25 protein-coding genes and 1 riboswitch are annotated in these 21,985 nt (G+C 38.2%); of the genes, 9 read left to right on the forward strand and 16 right to left on the reverse strand.

The genetic code is table 11. The annotated features are described in order from the left end of the window. Positions 1 to 2: 2 nt before the first annotated feature. Genes P8M52_RS00610 through serC form a run of 5 tightly spaced genes read right to left on the reverse strand, consistent with a single transcriptional unit; the run spans position 3 to position 5,238 of the window. Positions 3 to 857: a prephenate dehydrogenase/arogenate dehydrogenase family protein gene (locus P8M52_RS00610; protein WP_300305836.1), complete on the reverse strand. Its 855-nt coding sequence runs from the start codon at positions 855 to 857 to the stop codon at positions 3 to 5. Continuing rightward, on the reverse strand, positions 854 to 1,918 hold the full coding sequence (hisC, locus tag P8M52_RS00615; RefSeq protein ID WP_300305838.1) for a histidinol-phosphate transaminase: 1,065 nt from the start codon (positions 1,916 to 1,918) through the stop codon (positions 854 to 856). The genes P8M52_RS00610 and hisC overlap by 4 nt, the downstream gene beginning before the upstream one ends. Further along, the gene (pheA, locus tag P8M52_RS00620) at positions 1,915 to 2,994 is read right to left on the reverse strand and encodes a prephenate dehydratase (protein ID WP_300305840.1); all 1,080 of its coding nucleotides are present in this window, start codon (positions 2,992 to 2,994) and stop codon (positions 1,915 to 1,917) included. Before pheA ends, hisC begins: the two co-directional genes overlap by 4 nt. A gap of 7 nt (positions 2,995 to 3,001) precedes the next feature. Continuing rightward, positions 3,002 to 4,159, reverse strand: coding sequence for a phosphoglycerate dehydrogenase (locus P8M52_RS00625; RefSeq protein WP_300305842.1), 1,158 nt, complete (start codon positions 4,157 to 4,159; stop codon positions 3,002 to 3,004). Then, on the reverse strand, positions 4,159 to 5,238 hold the full coding sequence (serC, locus tag P8M52_RS00630) for a 3-phosphoserine/phosphohydroxythreonine transaminase (RefSeq protein WP_300305844.1): 1,080 nt from the start codon (positions 5,236 to 5,238) through the stop codon (positions 4,159 to 4,161). Before serC ends, P8M52_RS00625 begins: the two co-directional genes overlap by 1 nt. 125 nt (positions 5,239 to 5,363) lie before the next feature. Beyond that, positions 5,364 to 5,413: riboswitch (cobalamin riboswitch) on the forward strand. A 101-nt stretch (positions 5,414 to 5,514) separates the two neighbouring features. On the opposite strand from serC, the gene P8M52_RS00635 reads away from it, so the two are divergent. The 3 genes from P8M52_RS00635 (at position 5,515) to cobO (ending at position 8,547) form a co-directional block, all read left to right on the forward strand. Beyond that, positions 5,515 to 7,275: a TonB-dependent receptor gene (locus P8M52_RS00635; RefSeq protein WP_300305845.1), complete on the forward strand. Its 1,761-nt coding sequence runs from the start codon at positions 5,515 to 5,517 to the stop codon at positions 7,273 to 7,275. 87 nt (positions 7,276 to 7,362) lie between these two features. Continuing rightward, positions 7,363 to 7,947, forward strand: a complete 585-nt coding sequence (locus P8M52_RS00640) for a hypothetical protein (protein WP_300305847.1) — start codon at positions 7,363 to 7,365, stop codon at positions 7,945 to 7,947. Positions 7,948 to 7,953: 6 nt separating this feature from the next. Continuing rightward, a complete protein-coding gene (gene cobO, locus P8M52_RS00645; RefSeq protein WP_300305849.1) occupies positions 7,954 to 8,547 on the forward strand; it encodes a cob(I)yrinic acid a,c-diamide adenosyltransferase in 594 nt (197 codons plus the stop codon). Between the two features lie 68 nt (positions 8,548 to 8,615). Here the strand turns inward: cobO and P8M52_RS00650 are convergent, their stop codons facing one another. The 4 genes from P8M52_RS00650 to glyA form a co-directional block, all read right to left on the reverse strand. After that, complete coding sequence (locus P8M52_RS00650; protein ID WP_300305851.1) at positions 8,616 to 8,960, reverse strand: hypothetical protein; 345 nt, start codon at positions 8,958 to 8,960, stop codon at positions 8,616 to 8,618. 88 nt (positions 8,961 to 9,048) lie between these two features. After that, complete coding sequence (gene radA, locus P8M52_RS00655) at positions 9,049 to 10,410, reverse strand: DNA repair protein RadA (protein WP_300305853.1); 1,362 nt, start codon at positions 10,408 to 10,410, stop codon at positions 9,049 to 9,051. A 4-nt stretch (positions 10,411 to 10,414) separates the two neighbouring features. Continuing rightward, positions 10,415 to 10,867: a transcriptional regulator NrdR gene (gene nrdR / locus P8M52_RS00660; RefSeq protein ID WP_300305855.1), complete on the reverse strand. Its 453-nt coding sequence runs from the start codon at positions 10,865 to 10,867 to the stop codon at positions 10,415 to 10,417. 18 nt (positions 10,868 to 10,885) lie between these two features. Then, positions 10,886 to 12,139, reverse strand: a complete 1,254-nt coding sequence (glyA, locus tag P8M52_RS00665; protein WP_300305857.1) for a serine hydroxymethyltransferase — start codon at positions 12,137 to 12,139, stop codon at positions 10,886 to 10,888. A gap of 73 nt (positions 12,140 to 12,212) precedes the next feature. On the opposite strand from glyA, the gene P8M52_RS00670 reads away from it, so the two are divergent. Both P8M52_RS00670 and P8M52_RS00675 read left to right on the forward strand, forming a co-directional pair. Then, the gene (locus P8M52_RS00670; RefSeq protein WP_300305859.1) at positions 12,213 to 12,761 is read left to right on the forward strand and encodes a DJ-1 family glyoxalase III; all 549 of its coding nucleotides are present in this window, start codon (positions 12,213 to 12,215) and stop codon (positions 12,759 to 12,761) included. 13 nt (positions 12,762 to 12,774) lie between these two features. Beyond that, positions 12,775 to 13,569: an inositol monophosphatase gene (locus P8M52_RS00675; RefSeq protein ID WP_300305861.1), complete on the forward strand. Its 795-nt coding sequence runs from the start codon at positions 12,775 to 12,777 to the stop codon at positions 13,567 to 13,569. Positions 13,570 to 13,633: 64 nt separating this feature from the next. Here P8M52_RS00675 and P8M52_RS00680 read toward each other — a convergent pair whose 3' ends face one another. From P8M52_RS00680 to msrA, 3 genes are all read right to left on the reverse strand, one after another. Then, positions 13,634 to 13,816, reverse strand: a complete 183-nt coding sequence (locus P8M52_RS00680) for a hypothetical protein (protein WP_300305863.1) — start codon at positions 13,814 to 13,816, stop codon at positions 13,634 to 13,636. Positions 13,817 to 13,962: 146 nt separating this feature from the next. After that, entirely contained in the window at positions 13,963 to 14,706 is a 744-nt protein-coding gene (gene moeB, locus P8M52_RS00685; RefSeq protein ID WP_300305865.1) for a molybdopterin-synthase adenylyltransferase MoeB, read from the reverse strand. Continuing rightward, positions 14,703 to 15,194, reverse strand: a complete 492-nt coding sequence (msrA, locus tag P8M52_RS00690) for a peptide-methionine (S)-S-oxide reductase MsrA (protein WP_300305867.1) — start codon at positions 15,192 to 15,194, stop codon at positions 14,703 to 14,705. The genes moeB and msrA overlap by 4 nt, the downstream gene beginning before the upstream one ends. 37 nt (positions 15,195 to 15,231) lie before the next feature. Here msrA and P8M52_RS00695 point away from each other — a divergent pair, with 37 nt between their 5' ends. The 4 genes from P8M52_RS00695 (at position 15,232) to P8M52_RS00710 (ending at position 17,858) form a co-directional block, all read left to right on the forward strand. Continuing rightward, positions 15,232 to 15,936 carry a DNA alkylation repair protein gene (locus P8M52_RS00695; protein WP_300305869.1) on the forward strand — a complete coding sequence of 235 codons (705 nt, stop codon included), beginning with the start codon at positions 15,232 to 15,234 and terminating at the stop codon, positions 15,934 to 15,936. Next, positions 15,936 to 16,247, forward strand: a complete 312-nt coding sequence (locus P8M52_RS00700) for an NGG1p interacting factor NIF3 (RefSeq protein ID WP_300305871.1) — start codon at positions 15,936 to 15,938, stop codon at positions 16,245 to 16,247. Before P8M52_RS00695 ends, P8M52_RS00700 begins: the two co-directional genes overlap by 1 nt. Continuing rightward, positions 16,244 to 17,320 carry an AI-2E family transporter gene (locus P8M52_RS00705; protein ID WP_300305873.1) on the forward strand — a complete coding sequence of 359 codons (1,077 nt, stop codon included), beginning with the start codon at positions 16,244 to 16,246 and terminating at the stop codon, positions 17,318 to 17,320. Before P8M52_RS00700 ends, P8M52_RS00705 begins: the two co-directional genes overlap by 4 nt. Positions 17,321 to 17,387: 67 nt before the next feature. Continuing rightward, positions 17,388 to 17,858, forward strand: coding sequence for a hypothetical protein (locus P8M52_RS00710; RefSeq protein ID WP_300305875.1), 471 nt, complete (start codon positions 17,388 to 17,390; stop codon positions 17,856 to 17,858). Positions 17,859 to 17,884: 26 nt separating this feature from the next. On the opposite strand, the gene P8M52_RS00715 is transcribed toward P8M52_RS00710, so the two are convergent. Genes P8M52_RS00715 through rplT form a run of 4 tightly spaced genes read right to left on the reverse strand, consistent with a single transcriptional unit; the run spans position 17,885 to position 21,975 of the window. Then, positions 17,885 to 18,169, reverse strand: coding sequence for an integration host factor subunit alpha (locus P8M52_RS00715; protein WP_300305878.1), 285 nt, complete (start codon positions 18,167 to 18,169; stop codon positions 17,885 to 17,887). Then, positions 18,169 to 20,532 carry a phenylalanine--tRNA ligase subunit beta gene (pheT, locus tag P8M52_RS00720; RefSeq protein WP_300305881.1) on the reverse strand — a complete coding sequence of 788 codons (2,364 nt, stop codon included), beginning with the start codon at positions 20,530 to 20,532 and terminating at the stop codon, positions 18,169 to 18,171. Before pheT ends, P8M52_RS00715 begins: the two co-directional genes overlap by 1 nt. A 4-nt stretch (positions 20,533 to 20,536) precedes the next feature. Then, on the reverse strand, positions 20,537 to 21,550 hold the full coding sequence (pheS, locus tag P8M52_RS00725) for a phenylalanine--tRNA ligase subunit alpha (RefSeq protein WP_300305884.1): 1,014 nt from the start codon (positions 21,548 to 21,550) through the stop codon (positions 20,537 to 20,539). Positions 21,551 to 21,606: 56 nt separating this feature from the next. Further along, positions 21,607 to 21,975 carry a 50S ribosomal protein L20 gene (rplT, locus tag P8M52_RS00730; protein WP_300305888.1) on the reverse strand — a complete coding sequence of 123 codons (369 nt, stop codon included), beginning with the start codon at positions 21,973 to 21,975 and terminating at the stop codon, positions 21,607 to 21,609. Between the last annotated feature and the right edge of the window lie 10 nt (positions 21,976 to 21,985).

Raw genomic sequence — 21,985 nt, forward strand, 5'->3', positions numbered from 1 at the left:
ACTTAATCTTTAATCCATTCATCTCGTGCAGTTTTTGCCTCTGAGAATAATTTTTCTAATGCGTCTGATTCATTGCTTTCAATTAAACCAGATAAGTTATCTAACACCTGCTGGTAGCCTTGAATGTGTTTGACAATGTCTGCTGAATTATTAAGGCAGATATCACGCCACATAACAGCATCGGATGAAGCAATACGTGAAAAATCTTTAAACCCACCTGCCGCATAATCACAGGCATCTGGGTTACTTTTAACCAAATAGTCCATCAGCCCAAAGGCCAGCATATGTGGTAAATGTGATGTCATTGCTAATAAATCATCGTGTTTTTGGTGTGTCATGGTTTCTACTTTTGCTCCTAATATTGTCCACATCTTTGAGACTGCTTCTAGTGCTTTTGTATCAGCATTTTCTTCTGGTGTTAGTATCACACGTTTGTGATTAAATAGCTCGCCATCACTCGCTTCTACACCACTTTTTTCTTTGCCAGCAATTGGGTGTGCGGGGATAAATCTTGACGGCACCTCGCCAAAAACCTCTTTCGCAACAGCAACCACACTACCCTTGGTACTGCCCACATCTGAGATAACAACCGAATCGTCAATATATGGTTTAATCATCTCTAAAACCGCGGCAAAACTATTTACCGGTGTGGCAATAAGCACCATATCTACGCCTTTTAAAGCAATGGCAATATCTAAACTATAGTCATCAATCACATTCAGTGATTTTGCTTTGATAAGGTTTTCTTCGTTACGGCCAAAACCAATAATGCTTTTAATTTGACCAGACTGTTTTAATCCTGCGGCAAATGACCCGCCTATGAGTCCAACACCAATAATGCAGATATTATTAATCATAAGGCGGATTTTAATGCAGAGAGGAATTCTTCATTTTCATTTCTTGTGCCGACTGAAACACGTAAATAGCCTTTCATTTCAACGGGGCGTACAATAAAACCCTTTTCTAATAATTTTTGGTAAGTCGCTCCAGCATCTTTAACTTTAACTGATACAAAATTCGCATGCGACGGAATATAAGACAAACGCAAATGATCAAATCCTTGTGAGAGTTGTAATAAGCCATTTTTATTTGCAGACACCGATCGAACCAAAAACGCTCCGTCTGCTAAAGCAGCTATTGCAGCATTTTGCGCAATGTGATTAACGTTAAAAGGCTGTCGAATACGGTTTAAATAATCTGCAACTTGAGGGTGGGATATTGAATAACCAACTCTCAAACCAGCCAAACCGTAAGCTTTAGAAAAGGTACGAGTAATGATTAAATTGTCAAATTCTTCCAACCAGTTGATTGTAATATCACTTGCATCTAAATACTCAATATAAGCCTGATCCAGCACCACAATAATCGAGCTTGGTACCTTAGATAAAAAGCCGTAAATTTCCTCGTTACTTAGTAGTGTTCCAGTTGGATTATTTGGATTGGCAATAAAAATTAGCTTGGTATTATCGGTAATTGCGCCAAACATCGCATCAAGATCGTGGCCAAATTTATTGGCCGGTGTAACCACCGCACTTGCACCTAAAGCCTGAGTTACTAAAGGATAAACCACAAATGCGTATTGTGAAAAAATCACCTCGTCTTCCGCTTGACAAACATACGCTCTAGCTACTAATTCTAAAATATCATTTGAACCATTGCCTAAGGTAATGCCATCGACTGTAACTGACAAATGCTCAGCAATCGCTCGTTTAAGTTCAAAGCCATTACCATCTGGGTATCGACTAATTTCACTACTGGCTTGTTGTATCGCATCTAGTGCCTTAGGCCCTGGACCCAAAGGGTTCTCATTGCTAGCAAGCTTAACCACGTGATCTAAACCTAGCTCACGTTGCAGCTCGCTAATGGGCTTGCCACCCTGATATGGACTCAGGGAGAGTATAGACTCACAAACACTCATAAAACAGCGACTGGGTACGATCCTAAAATATCAACTTTTAGCACCCTTTGTGCAACCTGATCTAACGCAGTTTTCACATGATCTTCTTGTTGATGGCCTTCAATATCGATCAGGAATAAGTACTCCCATTTCACTCCAGGAATTGGGTGGCGTGCCAATTGCAGCATATTGATACCTTGATCCTTAAAAGGTGCGAGCAAATCTAGCAACGCACCAGATTCGTGTTTGGTAACAATCAACATAGAAGTTTTGTCTTTACCTGAAGGTGCAACCTCTTCGTTACCAAGTATCAAGAAACGCGTAACGTTGCCTGTTTTGTCTTCGATATTTTTAGCCACTCTTTCTAAACTGTATAGGCTTAGCGCTGCCTCTGATGCAATTGCTGCTGAATTCGGCTCATCTTTGACAATACGTGCTGCCAAAGCGTTAGAAGCCACCGGCCTTAGCTCGGCATTCGGATGATGATTACTCAACCAGCGTTGGCACTGATCGAGTGCTTGCTGATGCGCATAAATCGTTTTAATTTCCCTAGACTGGTCTGCCATCATCAACTGATGTTGGATAGATATCTCAACCTCACCACAAATTTTCAAACCCTGAGAGTACAGCATATCAACTGTACCACCAATCACACCATTTGAAGAGTTTTCAATCGGAACCACGCCATAATGCGCGTTGCCCTTTTCAACTTGATGGAAAATTTCATCAATACTACCACAATCAAGTGTTGATACCGCATGGCCAAAATGCTTTAATGCAGCTTCCTGGGTAAAGGTGCCTTCAGGTCCTAAATAAGCAATATTAAGGGGCTGCTCTAGGGCAAGGCAAGCCGACATAATCTCACGGAAAATGTGTGCCATATCCTTGTCTTTAAGCAAATTATCGTTACGATCAATAATCTTACGTAACACTTGAGCTTCACGCTCAGGACGGTAAAAAACACTTTGATCTTCTGAAGCTTTTTTAACCTCAGCTACCGCCGAGGCAAGCTGAGCACGTGCGCCGATGAGCGACTGAATCTCTTTATCCAGCGCATCAATTTCAACCCTTAGTTCATCCAGTGTTTTTTTAGCCATTTTTTGTCTAAAGACCTCTTACCGTTAAGACGCCTTCAATCTGTTTTAAATTATCGATTACTGTATCAGAAATTTCACTCTCTAGGTCGATTAAAGTATAAGCAACCTCGTCTCTTGATTTGTTCAACATGTCTACAATATTTGCACCCGCATCAGCCACTGCTGTTGAAATTTGACCCACCATATTCGGGATATTTTTATGCGTAATCGCCAAACGTTCTTTGCCCGCTCTTGGCATTTTTGCTTCGGGGAAATTAACCGAATTTAAAATATTACCATTTTCAAGATAATCTTTAATCTGATTTGCCACCATGATCGCACAATTATCTTCCGCTTCAGCGGTTGATGCGCCTAAATGTGGTAATGCAATCACGCGTTCGTGATCTTTTTTATCATCTATCGGGAAATCTGTAACGTAGTATTTAACCTTTCCAGCTTCAAGTGCTGTGATTAGCGCATCTTCATCAACAATACCGTCACGGGCAAAGTTAAGAATGGTCGCACCCTCTGGTAACAAAGCAATACGCTCTTCGTTGAGTAAATTCTTAGTGCCTTCAACCAATGGCACATGAAACGAAACAAAATCACTTTGTGAAAATAATTCATCGACACTTAACGCCTGCTCAACTTCTGCTGATAATTTCCAAGCACTTTTGATGGTAATTGATGGATCAAAACCAATTACTTTCATGCCGAGTGCGTGTGCTGCATTGGCAATTTGTACGCCAATCGCACCAAGACCAACAATACCAAGTGTTTTTCCTGGTAATTCTGAGCCAGCATAATTTTTCTTGCCATCTTCAATGGCAGTCTTTAAGTTGTCTAACGGCAATCCATTAACGTAATTCCATGCCTGGCAAATATTACGACTAGATAAAAGCATAGATGAAATCACCAATTCTTTTACTGCATTTGCATTAGCCCCTGGTGCATTAAATACCACCACACCTTTGTCGCTCATTTTATCCAGTGGAATATTGTTAACACCTGCGCCAGCACGGCCTACCGCTTTTAAATTATCACCAATTTCCATGTCATGCATTTTGGCACTACGTACCAAAATCGCATCAGGGTTTGTTACTTCAGAAGCAACTTCATAACCCTCTCTTGGTAATTTATCTAAGCCAACAGGTGAGATATTATTGAGTGTTTGAATCTTAACCATTATGCATTTTCCTTTTCAAAATCTTTCATAAAACCAACCAATGAATCAATGCCTTCTTGTGGCATTGCATTGTAAATACTGGCGCGCATACCGCCCACCGAGCGATGACCCTTAAGTGTGATTAAATCACGCTCGGCTGCTTTTTCTAAAAACAAGCCGTTCAGATCTTCATTGGCTAATAAAAACGGCACATTCATCCATGAACGATATTTCTCCGCTACAGGGTTTGAATAAAAATCAGAACCATCAATGGCAGCGTAAAGTGTTTTTGCTTTAGTTTCATTAATCTTCGCCATTGCACTCAATCCACCCTGCTCTTTTAACCATTCAAATACACGGCCGGCCACATACCATGGGTATGTAGCTGGTGTGTTATACATTGAATCGTTATTCGCCTGTGTTGCATAATCAAATAAAATTGGCTGGTTAGCCACTACATCACCAATTAAATCATCCCTAACAATCACAATGGTTAAACCAGAAATACTAATGTTCTTTTGTGCACCTGCATAGATCACACCGTATTTTGATACATCAATCTCACGCGATAAGATCGTTGAAGACATATCGGCCACTAATGGCATATCAACTTCAGGTACGTAGTCAAACTCCAAACCAGCAATAGTTTCGTTTGGTGTGTAGTGCAAGTACGCACCATCCGCATCAATATTCCAGTTTGAGAAATCATCAATATTGGTATATTTATTACCTGAGCTATCTGTACAAATATTCACATCACAGTAACGTTGGCCTTCAGCAATTGCTTTCTTTGACCAGTGGCCCGTGTGTGCATAATTCGCTTTTGTTTTGCCACGTAGTAGATTAATAGGCACCATTGAAAACTGCGCTGATGCACCACCTTGTAAAAACAAAACTTTATAGTTATCAGGAATATTCATCAAGTCTCTAAGGTCTTGTTCTGATTTTTGAGCCATCGCCATAAAATCAGCACCACGGTGAGAGATTTCCATAACCGATGCTTTGGCATTGCCATACTCCAATAACTCTTGTTGCATTAGTTTTGTAACCTGCGCTGGTAGCATTGCAGGGCCGGCACTAAAATTGTAAACCTGGCTCATCTTCACTCACTCCTACTTAATCATATAAAAATCAAAGATTTTACATGAGAATAGCTATTTCAGATTCCATAATAGTAGTCATATCATGCTTATTAAAAGTATAATTACCGCTGTTCTGAATCACTGGAAGTTGGTGTAACTCCAACACTGCCCTCGCAACGGTAAAGTCCGATACATATTCGAATAGCAAATTAACAACTACGATGGGTGGTGAGTAATAGAAATACTTTTTATGTATATCATTCTCGCGCTCGTTAAATAATTAACAGAGCAATCATGAATATTAAACAACTGCCCTTAGCGGCTGCAGTATCTATACTAACTTTTACTACAGCAACTAATGCGGTATTGGGTCCCATTCCTATTTATCTAAACACAGAGTATAGAACGTCCAATCCTGTTATTGGAGCAATTGCATCTACCATCAAACTAGATAAATCTGATATTCTAAAAACAGGCACTAATACCTTTACCGAACTTTTGGCAACCATTCCTGGTGTTTCATTTGAAGGTGGACAGGGAAACATAACAGCATTGCGTATTCGTGGTAATGAAGCAAGTCACACATTATTACTTGTTGATGGTAGTGTAGTTTCAGTTACCGCAACCCAACCAAATTTTGACGTAGTCCCGTTAGATCAGATAGAACGTGTCGAAATCACCAAGGGTCCCTTCTCATCACTCTACGGACCAGGTGCTATTGGTGGTGTAGTTCATGTCTTCACCAATAAAGAATCTAAACCTGGAACACACAGTAAAGTTGGCTTTTCTTACGGCACACATAATACTAAGAAATTAACATTGAGCTCTAGCACCAATAATAATGGTAACTACATTAATTACACACTAAGCGACTATCATACCGATGGTATTGATGCAACAAGTGATGGTGACTTAGACCCGATAGACAGAACTTCGGGAAGCCTTAATATTGGTGGTGTGTTATCTGAAAAAACTAATGCTAAGCTTAATATATTAAATACTAATGCTACAATTGAATACGATGACTCGTGGGGCACCCCAAAACCTGATAACAACTTAACTCAATTTAATATTGAAGTTAATCATCAATTCAGTGAAAAATTAAACACTAGATTTGATTATTTGAATCAAAAAACACAGCGTCGTGGAGATAAATATAAACTAAATACAATTGCCATCATTAATGAATATACATTAGACAACGGAAAGCTATCTGTTGGTATTTCAGATACAGTTGATAAAGATATTGGCAAGACTAAACAGATCAAACACACTGATTTATTCTCCCAATGGCAAGGTGTTATTAATGATAACGAATTATCACTTGGTGCCAGAATAGTTGATCATGATAAATTTAGCATACACAATACCTATAATGTGAATTGGGCAAAAAATTTAGATAACGATGTAAGGGTGACAGCTTCTTTTGGTAAGGCCACCAACCTACCCGACCATTACAAAAACAACCAAAATTTGACCAATGGCAAAACTGAACTTAAGCCAGAACACTCAAAAAATATTGAATTTAGCGCCAGTAAGGATTATGGCACTTGGTCTTGGTCTGGAAAAGTTTATAAAAGTAAAGTTACTGATATTTTTAAATATTTTGACCCTGATAGTAATTATTTAACTGCGTACTACACCAACGATGGAACTGTTAATATCGAAGGTATCGAATTAGTAGCAGGTACGGATTTACTAGGCTGGAGCATTGATACAAACTATGATTACAATACTGCAAAAAAACCTAATGGCGACCAAAAAGGTAGAAGACCAAATCATGCGGCTAGTTTTACTACTACAAAAATACATGGAAAATATAAACACCGTATCAATCTAACAGGGAAATCTTGGGCCTGGGACAAGGATAGACCTACTAATGATGATAAATTAGGTGGTTACGGGTTGCTTAACTTATTTACTAGTTACGGTTACAATAAACAAACCAGTGTCTCAATTAACCTAAATAATGCCTTAGATAAAGAATATGAAATGGCAAAAGGTTACAAGGTATTAGGAAGAACACTAACCTTAGGTGTGACTTATAAATTCTAAACCAGCAATGCTATAGTAGTAGTCTTGATAACTGGTTATAGGGCTATAATAAAACTAATAACTTTTTTTGAATAAGTAGGATTTTAAATGACAGATCAAATCAACAAAACTAGAACAATATTCGCCGTATTTATCATGGTGCTTTTAATGATTGCTACGCGTGGACACTCTAACTGGCTATCAAGCATTGTGCATTTGCCTGATTTCACTATTCCCGCTTTGTTTATTGCTGGCATTTACTTACGACAATTCTGGGTAGCTTTTGCAATTATTATTAGTGCTATTGCCATTGATAACTATGCAATCGTACATGAAGGCGTTAGCGCCCATTGTATTACCCCTGCTTATAGTGTATTACCTGTTACTTACTACGGAATTTTCTGGGTGGGAAAATATATTGGTAGTTTAAATATCGATACTAGCATTGTAAAGAATGCATTAATTGTTGTTGCAGCGGCAAGCGCTCAGTGGCTCATTGCAACATCAAGCTATTATTTCTTTACCGCCACTTATGCAAAAACAGGCTGGGCTAACTTTGGTGCTTATGCCGCTCAATGGTCAGTGGTTGAAATAGCGCCAGTTCTTTACTGGATGATTGCAGTGTCAATTGTTTTTACACTTAACCATCGCTATGCATTTATCCCATTTTTCTCAGCGCAGAAAAAATCATAAAGATATATGGCTGACGATCAATATAAAGCGCGCATGCAGCGCAAGAAAGAACATATTGATAACCGCATAGAAGAAGCTAATATTGATAAAGGCATTATTGTATTACTGACGGGTAATGGCAAAGGTAAATCATCCTCCTCGCTAGGAATGGTTTGCCGTGCACTTGGCTACGACATGCAAGTCGGTATTGCCAAATTCTTAAAAGGCGTACAAGATACGGGTGAAGATGCCTTTCTTGCCAAACAACCTAATGTTCATACCACCTTTATGAAAACTGGCTTTACCTGGGATACGCAAGATAAGGCCTACGACACGGCTATGGCAGTTGAAACCTGGTCAAAAGCTCAAAGCTATCTTGAAGATGAATCAATTGATTTAGTGGTGCTAGATGAATTGACGTACATGATTAGCTATAAATACCTTGATGAGCAAATGATTCTTGATGTGCTTAATAATCGTCCAAAAGACCAACACGTGGTGATTACCGGTAGAGCTGCTGCAGATAGCCTAATAGAAATTGCTGATACGGTGAGCGAAGTGAAAGATATCAAGCATGCTTTTAGAGCAAACATTAAGGCGCAAAAAGGCGTTGATCTTTAATATCAACAAAAAAAACCTAAGAGTGAAACTCTTAGGTTTTTAATGGTTTTAATGGGTTTTTGTAAAACCTATTCTATTCCGTACATCTCGTTATTAACAATCATCCTCCATACCTTAGAAGTTTTACCTCCATCGGAAACGGATTTACTAAGTAATATTGCAGTTGGCGCATAGGCATACTGATATCCTTTAGTATTACAAATTACGAAAGTATCATCACGAAAATAAATTTCCCTACCTACTTCACACCCTTGAAAAGCAGACTCTATTCTGCCGTTATCATGTTTAAAACTATCTATGATTTTCGTACTTTCAATAGTCCAGCCTACGCTTTTTTCCCATGCTGTTTGAAAATCAGCTTGAGATGAGGCTGAAATAAGCACTAATAGCATTCCTGCAATAAATTTATTCATGGATTATCCTTATTTGGTTATATAACTTAGTTCAAAAAAAATTATAACACTCTTATGAGTGATTCAGATAGAAAGCGTCAATCAATTATTAGGTATTCTCACTCATATACTGCAAAGCTTGATATAAATATTCCACAGGGACGATTTTTAGTCCTTTAGGTGCTTTTTTAGGTAGATTACCCTTTGGTATGATTGCCACCTTAAAACCGTGTTTTTGAGCCTCTTGTAATCTCTCAATCGCATTGTAAACTGGGCGTACTTCACCAGTCAACCCTACTTCGCCAAATGCAATCCAATCATTAGGGATGACTCGATCTCTAAGACTTGACATAATTGCTAGCATTACCACAAGGTCAGATGCGGTTTCATTAACCTTAATACCACCCACTACATTTACAAAAACATCTTGATCGTGTGTCGCTATTCCGCCATGCTTATGTAGCACAGCCAGTTGCAAGGCAAGGCGATTTTGCTCCAACCCTACGCTAACTCTTTTGGGGTTTCCACCTGCCTGATCAACCAAGGCTTGCACTTCAATCATCAGCGGTCTTGTCGCCTCGCGCGTTACCATCACCATAGAACCTGGTGATGGTTTAGCCTGATTAGATAAAAAGATTGCAGAAGGGTTGTCAACTTGTTGCAAACCAGTTTCACCCATTGCATACACACTGATTTCATTAACGGCGCCAAAGCGATTTTTTACGGCACGAATAATCCGGTAACGCCCACCCGCATCGCCTTCAAAATACAATACTGCATCCACCATATGCTCAAGAATTCTTGGACCTGCCAAAGCGCCACCCTTGGTGACATGGCCAATCATCAGCAAGATAGTGTTGGTTTGTTTTGCAAACTGCGTTAGTTGCGCTGCACAATCACGCACTTGAGTAACAGAACCTGGCGCAGAACTTGAGCCATCAGTTACCATGGTTTGAATGGAGTCAATCACAATAACTTTGGGCTGTACTTCTTTGGCAAGTTTTACGATTTTTTCAAGATGAGTTTCACTTAGTAACAAGATATCTTCATCGATACCTAATCGAATTGCTCGATCACTCACTTGTTCTGCTGACTCTTCACCACTCACATATAGCGTAGTATCGTTTTTATTAATTGCAGCCATGGCTTGCAAAATAAGAGTGGATTTACCAATACCTGGATCACCGCCTATTAACACTACCGACCCATCAACTAAGCCTCCACCTAAGGTTCTATCAAGTTCACTTAAGCCAGTACTAAGACGCTCTCGATGTTCAGATTTAACATTGGACAGATTTTGCACTACAGAAGCAGGAAGATCTTTAAGACTTTCTGGCTTAGAGGCAGCACTGGTAGATAGAACAACTTCTTCTAATGTATTCCACTCTTTACAAGTAAGACATTGTCCAGCCCACTGAGGCTGTGAGGCGCCACAATCTCGACAAACAAATTCACTCTTTGTTTTTGCCATATTGTTATTTATTCATGAGTTTTTCAATCTCATTCTTGAATGCCTCAATATCTTGAAATTGTCGATAAACTGAGGCGAAACGGATATAGGCCACCTCATCAAGCGCCTTTAACTCCTCCATCACCCACTCACCAATTTTGGTAGAAGGGACTTCACGCTCTGCTTGCGTCATAAGCTTACGCTCAATGCGCTGAATAGCCGTTTCAATTTGTGAAGTTTTAACTGGACGTTTTTCTAACGCTTTAAGCAAACCCGAACGAAGCTTATCCTCGCTAAAAGATTCACGAGATTCATCGCTCTTAACCAAACGAGGCAGGTTTAAATCAACCGTTTCTCGAGTTGAATAACGCTCAGAGCAAGAAGTGCACTCACGACGACGACGCACTTGAGAGCCGTCATCAATTAAACGAGTGTCTAAAACCTTGGTATCGTCAGACTGGCAAAACGGACAGCGCATTCTCCCCCTTGATAAATGCTATTTGTAAACTGGGTGTGCTGCACAAAGTTCGGAAACTTTTGCTTGCACTTGCTCGATGATCGATTGGTTTTCAAGATCATCACAAATGTCACACATCCATGAAGCTAAGTTTGCACAATCAGTCTCGTCAAAACCACGTGTAGTAACTGCTGGCGTACCGACACGAATACCACTTGTTACAAATGGTGACTGTGGATCGTTCGGAACGGCATTCATATTAACTGTAATATGTGCAGCACCTAATGCTGCATCAACTGCCTTGCCAGTCAGTCCTTGATCAATAAAACTTACCAGGAACAAATGATCGTCAGTACCACCCGATACTACATCAAAACCACGCTCAATAAAGGTTTTGGCCATTGCTTGTGCGTTGACTTTTACTTGCTTTTGATAAGTTGTATATTCGTCACTCATTGCTTCTTTAAAGCACACTGCTTTAGCAGCAATAATATGCATTAGTGGGCCACCCTGAATACCTGGAAAGATCGCAGAATTTAATTTCTTTTCAATTTCTTCATTAGCCTTAGCTAGAATCAAACCACCACGAGGGCCGCGCAATGTCTTGTGTGTAGTAGTAGTTGTAACATCAGCAATGCCAACTGGAGATGGATACTGACCTGTTGCAATCAATCCAGCAACGTGAGCCATATCAACCAATAAATAAGCGCCAATTGAATCGGCAATATCTCGAAAACGTTGCCAATCAACCACACGTGAATAGGCTGAAAAACCAGCGATAATCATTTTAGGATTGTGTTCTTTTGCTAGTGCCTCAACTTGAGCATAATCAATTTCACCTGTGGCTTCATCTAAACCATACTGGATAGAATTAAAGTTTTTACCTGAAAACGAAGGAGCCGCGCCGTGAGTTAAGTGGCCGCCATGAGCAAGACTCATACCTAAAATAGTATCGCCCGGAGTCAACAAAGCTTGAAATACTGCTGCATTTGCTTGCGATCCAGAATGAGGTTGAACATTTGCATAATCCGCTCCGAACAACTCTTTAGCACGATCAATTGCTAATTGTTCAACAACATCCACATGCTCACAACCACCATAGTAACGCTTCTTTGGATAACCTTCAGCATATTTATTTGTTAATTGCGAACCTTGAGCTTCCATGACCGCAGGAGAAGTGTAATTTTCACTAGCAATTAGCTCAATGTGCGCTTCTTGACGAGCCATTTCCGCATCAATTGCATTAGCAATATCTGCGTCTACCATACTTAGTGTGTTAGATCTTTCAAACATGATTCTCCTTGTAAATCTTCTATAAATAAATTAGAATTAATTTTATCTTAATTTGCCAATACACAGAATAATTATGCCCCAAATATTAGTCCCTCTAGCCAATGGATTTGAGGAAATTGAAGCTATTAGCATTATTGATGTTTGTCGGCGTGGAGAGATAGACGTTATTGTTGCTGGCGTTGACACGAAAATTATTGTAGGTACTCATAATATTTCTGTTGTTACGGACTGTATGATAGATGAAGTTATGATTGATTCATTAGATATGATTGTTTTGCCCGGTGGCTGGGCTGGTACTGAAATACTTGCCAATCATGCTACTGTACAGGCTATCTTAAAACAAATGAAGCACGAGGATAAATATATTGGTGCAATCTGTGCAGCGCCATATGCACTTAATGCTGCAGACGTACTTGGCAACAACTTTACCTGTTATCCTTCCATTGAAGATAAAATTCAAAAACAAGGTTACAATAAAGAGGCAGACACAGTTATAGATAGCAAAATTATTACTTCAAAAGGGGTTGGTACGGCAATTTGTTTCGCACTTGAAATTATTAAAACTTTACAAGGAAAAGCAAAGTATCAGCAAATAAAACAAGCAATACTGGCTAAATGCTAATTAATATTTCAAGATGACAATAGACATTCAACACCTTATATCAATCGTTAAAAAAACAGCTAAAGAAGAACTTCTCCCTCGTTTTCAGCATGTGGCCAAACAATACAAATTAGACGGCAGTATTGTAACTGAAGCAGATATAGCCGCACAAAAGAGAATACAAGAAAGTTTGTATAACTTATATCCAGAAATAACTTTACTTGGTGAAGAGATGAGTGCAGAAGAACAGCTTAATGCATTAAGCAATCATAATGGAGTATGGGTTTTAGACCCTATAGATGGGACTAGTAATTTCTCCCATGGCCTACCTTATTATTGTGTGTCGCTAGCTTTGATTCAAAACCAAGAGGTACAGCTAGGCATTGTTTATGATCCTGAGCGCGATGAGTGTTTTTATGCACAGAAAGACCAAGGTGCATTTTTAAATAATAAAAAACTGAATGCGCCTGATTACAGTACATCTCTTAACCAGGCAATTGTTGGTGTAGATTTAAAGCGCCTACCTGTAAAAATTGCAGCCGAACTCGCTAGCAATCCACCTTATGCATCGCAACGTAGTTTAGGATCTATAGCGCTTGATTGGTGTTGGGTTTCTACTGGACGAATCCAGGCCTATCTTCATGGAAAGCACAATCTTTGGGACTATGCAGCCTGCTGGCTCATTCTTGAAGAAGCCAATGGAGCATCTAAAACCATAAATGGTGACTGTGTGTTTACCCCAACCATGGAGCACAAATTTGCAATGGCTGCGGTATCAACTGATCTTTTGAATGAGTGGTTTTCGATTATCAACGAGAAATCCATTTAAATAAAAAAGACATAAAAAAAAGGCCGCAGTTGCGGCCTTTTTTTTACAATAATTTAATTAAAAATTATGGCTTTTTAGGAGTTTCGTATGGTACTTCTTTCTGTACTGCGCTCCATTCTGTTTGGTAACCTACGTGAAAACCTGGCTGTACTTCACCATTAACTCTATTTTGAGTTGTTGTAACCTTGTGTCCCGCAACTTCAACTGAACCTGTTGGAATCTTAGGTCTTTGCATTTGTCCGCTCATATTCTACTCCTAGAAAATTTAAAATATCCGTTGCAATAAGCTACAACTTAAAAATATTTTAATCAAATAATTAATCCAAGTAATTATACATCGATGCTCATCAATATAGCAAATTTTTTTATCATCAATTGTTCTGTTTTTTAAAATTAATTAGGTTTGCAAATTGAGCAATTAGCATCTTTGTTAACTTTAACCGTTCTAAAATCAAAACTCAATGCATCAACCAGCATTAACTTGCCTGTAAGCTGTTCACCAATATTTATAACCACTTTTAATGCTTGAAGCGCTTGCATGGTACCCAGCATTCCTGAGACGGGCGCCAGTATACCGTTACTCGTACAGTTTTCATCACTGTTACCGTCCGGCGAGTACAAACATTGATAACAAGGTTGGTCAATTTCATAACCTTTGAACACTGAAATTTGACCCTCAAAACGAATAACTGCTGCAGAAACAAGCGGAACACGTTCTTGAACACATAGTTCATTTATTTTAAAACGAGTTTCAAAATTATCTGTACCATCCAATACCACATCAACTTTATTCAACCAATCTGCTAAATTATTCTCATTCAGATCAGTGATGGTAGTTACCTTAATATTAGGATTAATTTTTAGAAGCTTTTCTTTCGCTGAGTCAACTTTTAATTTATTAATATCTGACGTATGATGAATAACTTGGCGCTGCAAGTTAGATAATTCCACTCGATCAAAATCTGCAATAATTAAATGCCCAACACCAGCGGCAGCCAAATACATAGAACTTGGTGCTCCCAACCCACCCATACCAATAAGCAGCATTGTCGAATTTAACAATGCTTCTTGACCCTCAATGCCAACTTCTGGCAACATGATCTGACGCGAATATCTGAGTAAATCTTGATCGTTCATTGATTAAAGTATTTGTCTATTTTTGGTGTAATTAACATGGCACAATAAGGTTGGTTTGGATTATTGTTATAATAGTTCTGATGATAATTTTCAGCTGGGTAAAACAAATCTAACGCGCTCACCTCAGTGACAATATTATCACCTAATTTTTGCACAAATTGCTTAGCCTGTATTTGCTGCTCAGTGTTTGTATAAAAAACTGCTGACCGATACTGCGTACCTTTGTCATTACCTTGTTGATTGAGTGTTGTTGGATCGTGTGTAGCAAAAAATACTGACAACAATTCCTCAAAAGTAACAATTACCTCATCGAATTCTATCTTAACCACCTCTGCATGCCCTGTTGTTCCAGTACATATATCTTGATAAGTTGGCTTTTGAGTTGTGCCATTACAATAACCAGAAGTGGCATTTAATACGCCTTTTATGCGTTGAAACACAGCCTCAACACACCAAAAACATCCACCGGCAAAATAAGCTGTTTGCATGTATGATAAAGTTTTATTAAAAGCATTAGTATAATCGATGAGCGCTCTAGAAGTGATTGTACAACTTAAATCTTTAGCAACTATTGAAAGAAAAATAGCGAATGAAAAATTTTTCAAAATGGGTACTGGTCAATATTCAGAGTATGACCAGTTTATTGGCGTCCGTGCTTCACAAACTAGGACTCTTGCAAAACAATACTTTAAAGCCATCACCTTTACAGAAATTGATAAATTAATCAAACACCCTATTCATGAAATACGCCATTGTGCGTTAATCATCCTAGTTAACAAATATCAAGCCAACAATAAAGAAGCAGTTTTTAACTACTACTTAAACAATCTTGATTCGGTTAATAATTGGGATCTGGTTGACACCACAGCGCCACACATTATTGGACATTATATTTTCAATCATCATGACAAACTGCACCTCTTAACTGATTTGGCTTATTCAAAAAATTTATGGAAAAGACGTGTCGCTATAATAGCTACATTAACATTTATAAAGCGAAGTTTATTTACACCTACGCTAACAATTAGTAAGATACTTTTTGATGACCAAGAAGATTTAATTCAAAAGGCAGTTGGCTGGATGTTAAGAGAGATTTACAAAAAAGATAGTAACCTTTGTAAAGCCTTCATTCAAGAAAACTATGCACAACTACCTAGAACTACTTTAAGATATGCAATTGAACACATGCATGAAAATGAGCGTCATCACTACTTAAAAGGAAGTTTTTAATGTATCAAATTAGCTTTTACGTACCTGAAAAAGATTTAGAATTGGTTAAAAACGCCATGTTTAATGCAGGCGCAGGAAAATTTAATAATTATGAAAATTGCGCTTGGCAAACAATTGGTATGGGGCAATTCAAACCCATCAATAATGCCAATCCAACTATTGGTGCACTTGATGAACTTGAAGCTATAGAAGAATATAAGGTTGAAATGATGTGTGTAGAAGATAACTTACAAATTGTCATCGAAGCTATGAAATTTGCACATCCTTATGAACAAGTAGCTTATAGTGTTTATAAAATGGATAATATATGAATTCGACAGCTCCTTACGAACATGGCTTTATGTTGAGTCTTTTGATTCTAGCTATTGGTGGGCTGATTTGGCTTTTTTTGCCATTTATACCTGCCTTGTTTTTCTCGTTGTTAATTGCCATTGCAACCTATGGCCAATACAATAAATTGCGCATAAGATTTTCTGATACTGTTGCAGCATTGTTAACAACACTAATGGTTACCGTTATCTTAATATTGCCACTAGGATATATTTTATTGGTTAGTGGACTTGAGATAACTTCTTTAATACAGAATATTGATAATAACTTTTCTCTTGAACAGATTAATCAAATAACTACTAGTACAATTAGCGCTCTGCCAATGTCCGAGTCTATCAAACATACTTTATTGTCAAGTCTTGACACTCATTTGGATAGCTTGCTAATCACTGCAAAAGATTTTTCTATTACAATACTAAAAAGTATTGCTAGCTTATCTTCAGGGTTTTTACTGTTTTTAATTATTGTAATATTTTCGTTATTCTATTTTTATATTGACGGTCAAAAACTTGTTAAAAAAATTAAAGATTTATCACCACTTGAAAACCACCTTGATGATATCTTGCTCGATTCTTTTGCCAATTTATCAATCGCACTAGTAGGTAGTGTCTTTATCATTGCACTGCTACAAGGGCTAGTGTTTAGTATTGGCGCAATGATTGTAGGATTGCCTGTTTTATACTTCGGAATTGCCATGGCACTTGCAAGCTTTATACCTATCCTTGGTGGCTTAATCATTTGGCTACCTCTAAGTCTATACCTATATGCACAAGGGCAAATCGTTGATGCTATGATTATTGTTATTTTTGGCGCACTATTAATTGGAACCATAATCGATCATTTTATCCGCCCTATTATTATCAAAAAATGCTCAAACCAAGCGGATAATTCTAGCGCGCTTGACCATACACTGTTAACCGTTCTTTCTACCCTTGCCGGCATTATGCAATTCGGCATTATGGGGTTATTTGTTGGGCCACTCATTGCGGCTATGGCGATCAGCATATTTGATGTCTATACCATCAAGTACGTAGACTCTCTAGATCGAAGTTAAAACTGCTTTCTAGTAGTTCGAGCATAATCAGGTATAATACGGCTCTTTAATTCACAATAGAGTGCTTATGTTAGATAAATTAGTTGAATACATCAAAAACAACCACCCAGATACAAATGTTGATGCATACTTAGATGCAAAATATATTCAACTCAATAATACGCAGTTAAAACAAATTGCTGATGCACTTGAACGTGGCGACTTAACAACAACTCCCGCTTCTAACTGTGGTGCTAGCCATTTTATTTTTCATTTTGGTTCAACCATTATTTTGTTGCAAAAAAATTCAACTGAATCAAATGCGGTTTTTACTGCTGAACTTGCCTGGGAAACTGATTTTTTATCAGTAAGGTCAGTTAGAGACAAGGCTAAAGGCTTCTATTTTATTAACTTTGAGTTTGATGATGATTACCAAGTAACCCTACTTGAAACGCAAAAAATTATTGATGGACACGTTAACAATACTGAAAAGAATCAGAAAATTGTTGACAAGGTTATGCCAGTTCTTAAAGGGTTTATGACAGCTATTTCAGATTAACTTAAACGTTATTTATTAGATAAAAACTAACCTTCTTGGGTTAGTTTTTTTAGTTTGGGTCCAGCCTTAAAACTGACTACTTTACGCGCAGATATTTCAACTTCTTCACCCGTTTTAGGATTCCTGCCTGGACGAGCAGATTTTTCTCTAATGATGAAATTACCAAAACTAGATAGCTTAACTTCTTCACCATGTCCAAGTGTTGATTGAATTTGAGCAAAGAAATTGTTAGTCAAAAGTAATGCTTGAGAATGAGTGATTTGCATTTCACGAACCAGGCTATCGGCGATATCTTTTTTACTAAGTGACATTATCTAAGTGCAGCAGAGAATTTATCTTTCATTAATCCTAATACCTCTTCTACTTTAGCATTAACCTCATCATCTGCTAATGTACCTTCTAATGATTGATATGCCAAATTAAGTGCTATACTCTTTTTACCTGCTTCAATGTGCTCACCTTCATAAACATCAAATAAGCTAACGCCAATGAAATGCTCTTGATCTAACTCTTTAATTGCATCCGTTAACTGCGCGACTGGCGTTGTCTGATCAACTACTAAAGCAATATCACGTTGGGCTTGCTGGTATGAAGAGAAAGGTAAATATTTTGAGATTTTTCCAGATAAGACAACTGCTAAATCAATCTCATACACATAACATTTTGATACGGATAATTCTTTTTGAACAATTGGTGATAAAGCACCAATCCAACCTACTTGCTGACCATCAAGCATAATCATAGCGGTCTGGCCTTTTTGTAAAGCAGGATGTTCAGCTGCTTCAAAATCAAATGATGCTGATGTTAAGCTAAGTATCGACTCAAGATCGGCCTTGGCATCAAAAAAGTCTAATGGCTGAGTTTCACTAGACCATTGTGCGTCAAAACGATTACCTGAAATAACACCAGCTAATTTATTGGATTGCTCGTCAGCATTAACACCACTAAAACATAGGCCAATTTCAAAAAATCTTGCATCTGTATGTCCGCGCCTTTGATTAGATTCTACCGTTTGCAACAAGCCTGCCCATAGTGAGGATCGCATGGTTGACATATCAGCTGATATTGGATTTGATAATGTAATTTTTTTAGCGGATGGGTCAATTAAATCTTGGTATTTCTCAGAAATAAAACTATACGTAATTACCTCTTGATAGCCACGACTAACCAAAGCTTGCATGACATCATACTTATCAATTTTCGCTTCTTGGATAGCATTGATATTAGCATCTAAAGATAACTTTTGCACTGGCAATTTATCGTAACCATATAATCTTGCCAACTCTTCAATTAAATCAGCAGGAATACGAATATCAAACCTAAAACTTGGTGGAATAATCGTCCAAGAATCATCGGTTTTATTGCTGATTTCAAAATCAAGGTTAATAAATTTTTCCTCAATCCAATTACTATCTAATTCAAAGCCTAATACTTGCTGAATTTTGGATTTTGTTATAGTAATAGGTGTAAGTTCAGGTAATGCTGTTTCGTCGATATTAGTACTAATTTCACTCACTTCACCGCCACAGATTTGGGTTACTAATTGTGCGGCACGATCAAGTGCTAATTCAGTAATACCAAAATCAACGCCGCGTTCAAATCGTAGTGATGACTCTGTATGTAATCCATAATCTCTTGCCTTTCCGGCAATAGATACCGGTTCAAAGAAAGCACTTTCTAATAATATGTCAGTTGTTGATGCTTGTGTCGCGCTTAACTCACCACCCATAACACCTGCGATTGCTAATACAGAGTTGTCATCTGCAATCACAAGTGTATTGTCTTTTAGCTCAACGGTTGATTCGTTTAATAATTCAAGTGTTTCACCTGCAACAGCATTTCTAACATTAATTGCACCATTGATTCTACTAAGATCAAAAGCATGCATTGGTTGACCTAATTCCATTAATACATAGTTAGTAATATCCACGACTGGCGAGTGTGTTGCCTGACCTGATCTAAGTAATTTATCAGTCATCCATTTTGGTGTGTTAACCGTATTATCGATACCCTTAATTTCTCTGGTTAAGTATTTAGGGCATGCGGCTACATTGCTAACTTTAGTTGAAATACTTGACTCTCCAACTGTTTTTACTTCAACTTCTGGCATAACAAATGCCATGTTGTAATTAGCACTAACTTCACGAGCCACCCCTAGTACTGAAAAACAGTCGCCACGGTTAGGGGTTATATCTAATTCAATAATATTATCATCAAGATCTAGATATTCTCTAATATCTTGACCAATTGGCGCTTCACTATCTAGCTCTGCAATGCCATCAGAGGTATCACTCATACCTAATTCAGACTCAGAACAGATCATCCCAAAAGATTCGACACCACGTAGTTTGGCTTTTTTAATTTTAAAATCACCTGGTAACTTAGCGCCAACTAAAGCTGCCATTACCTTAAGACCTGTACGTATATTTTTAGCGCCACATATAATCTGTACTGGATCAGCTTCGCCGACATCGACTTGACAGAGGTTAAGCTTATCTGCATCAGGATGTTTTTCACACGAAAGCACATGCCCCACCACCACTTTAGTAAAGCTTGGTGCAACAGTGTCAATGCCATCTACTTCTAAGCCGGCCATTGTTAATTGTTCAGCTAATACTTCGTCTGTAACTAAAGGTGAGATCCACTCACGTAACCATGATGTTGAAATATTCATATATTTATTTAAATTGTTTTAGAAAACGAACATCGTTTTCAAAGAATAGTCTAAGGTCATTAACACCGTAACGTAACATGGCCAAACGCTCAACACCCATACCGAATGCTAATCCTGTGAAGTCTTCAGAGTCTACATTGACAGAATTTAAAACATTTGGGTGCACTACACCACATCCTAGCACCTCGAGCCAGCCAGTTTTTTTACAAACACGACAACCCTCACCGCCACAAATTACACATTCAATATCCGCTTCAGCAGAGGGCTCGGTAAACGGAAAATACGAAGGACGGAAACGCACTTGCAAGTCTTCTTTTTCAAAGTAAGCACGTAAGAAATCAATTAACAACCCTTTTAACTGTGCAAAATTTGCATTCTTATCAACAATCAAACCTTCAACCTGATGAAACATCGGTGTATGAGTAATGTCTGAGTCGCAACGATATACTCTACCTGGCGCAATAATTCGTACCGGTGGATCTTGTTTTTCTAAGGTACGGATTTGCACAGGCGAAGTGTGCGTTCTTAGTACGGTACTGCCATCAAAATAAAAGGTATCGTGCATTGCACGAGCTGGATGATGTTCTGGGATATTTAATGCCGTAAAATTATGGAAGTCATCTTCGATTTCGGGACCGGTAGCAACCTCAAAGCCATTTTTGGCAAATAACGATTGAATACGTTTTAGCGTAATAGTCACTGGATGCAAACCACCCATTTCGGTATTACGCCCTGGAAGAGAAACATCAACCTGCTCTTCTAACAGTCTTTTTTCTAATTCAATCGTTTCTAAATGATTTTTTCTATCAGTAAGCTGTAACTGAACATCTACCTTAGCCTGATTAATGGCTTCACCCATTTTAGGACGATCTTCCTTTGAGAGTTTTCCTAAGCCTTTTAGTAATGCGGTTAACTCACCCTTCTTACCCAGAAAGGTAACTCTAATTTCATCCAGTGCTTTTAAGTCTTGCGCATCAGAGATGGCCAGATTTGCTTTTTCAAGAATTGTATTAATCATCTAGTTTAATAATTTGGTATGAAAAAAGCCATGATAAATCATGGCTTTAGTTTGGACTATTTAGCTGCTTTAGCTATAGCCTCTTTTGCTTGATCCGCAATCTTTGCGAATGCGGCTTTATCAAAAATTGCAATATCTGATAAAACTTTACGATCGATCTCGATGCCTGCTTTGTTCATGCCATCAATTAATCTTGAATAGCTTAAACCACAATTACGAGCCTCTGCATTAATACGTACAATCCAAAGTCTACGGAACTGACGTCGCTTTTGACGACGGTCACGGTATGCATATTGACCCGCTTTAATTACCGCTTGCTTAGCAACACGATAGACTTTTGATCTTGCACCGTAATAGCCTTTAGCTTTCTTTAAAATTTTCTTATGTTTTGCGTGCGCTTGCACACCTCTTGATACTCTTGCCATTTTTTATTCT

Origin of the sequence: Candidatus Thioglobus sp. (genome assembly GCF_029243085.1) — a bacterium.
Taxonomy (GTDB): Bacteria; Pseudomonadota; Gammaproteobacteria; order PS1; family Pseudothioglobaceae; genus Thioglobus_A.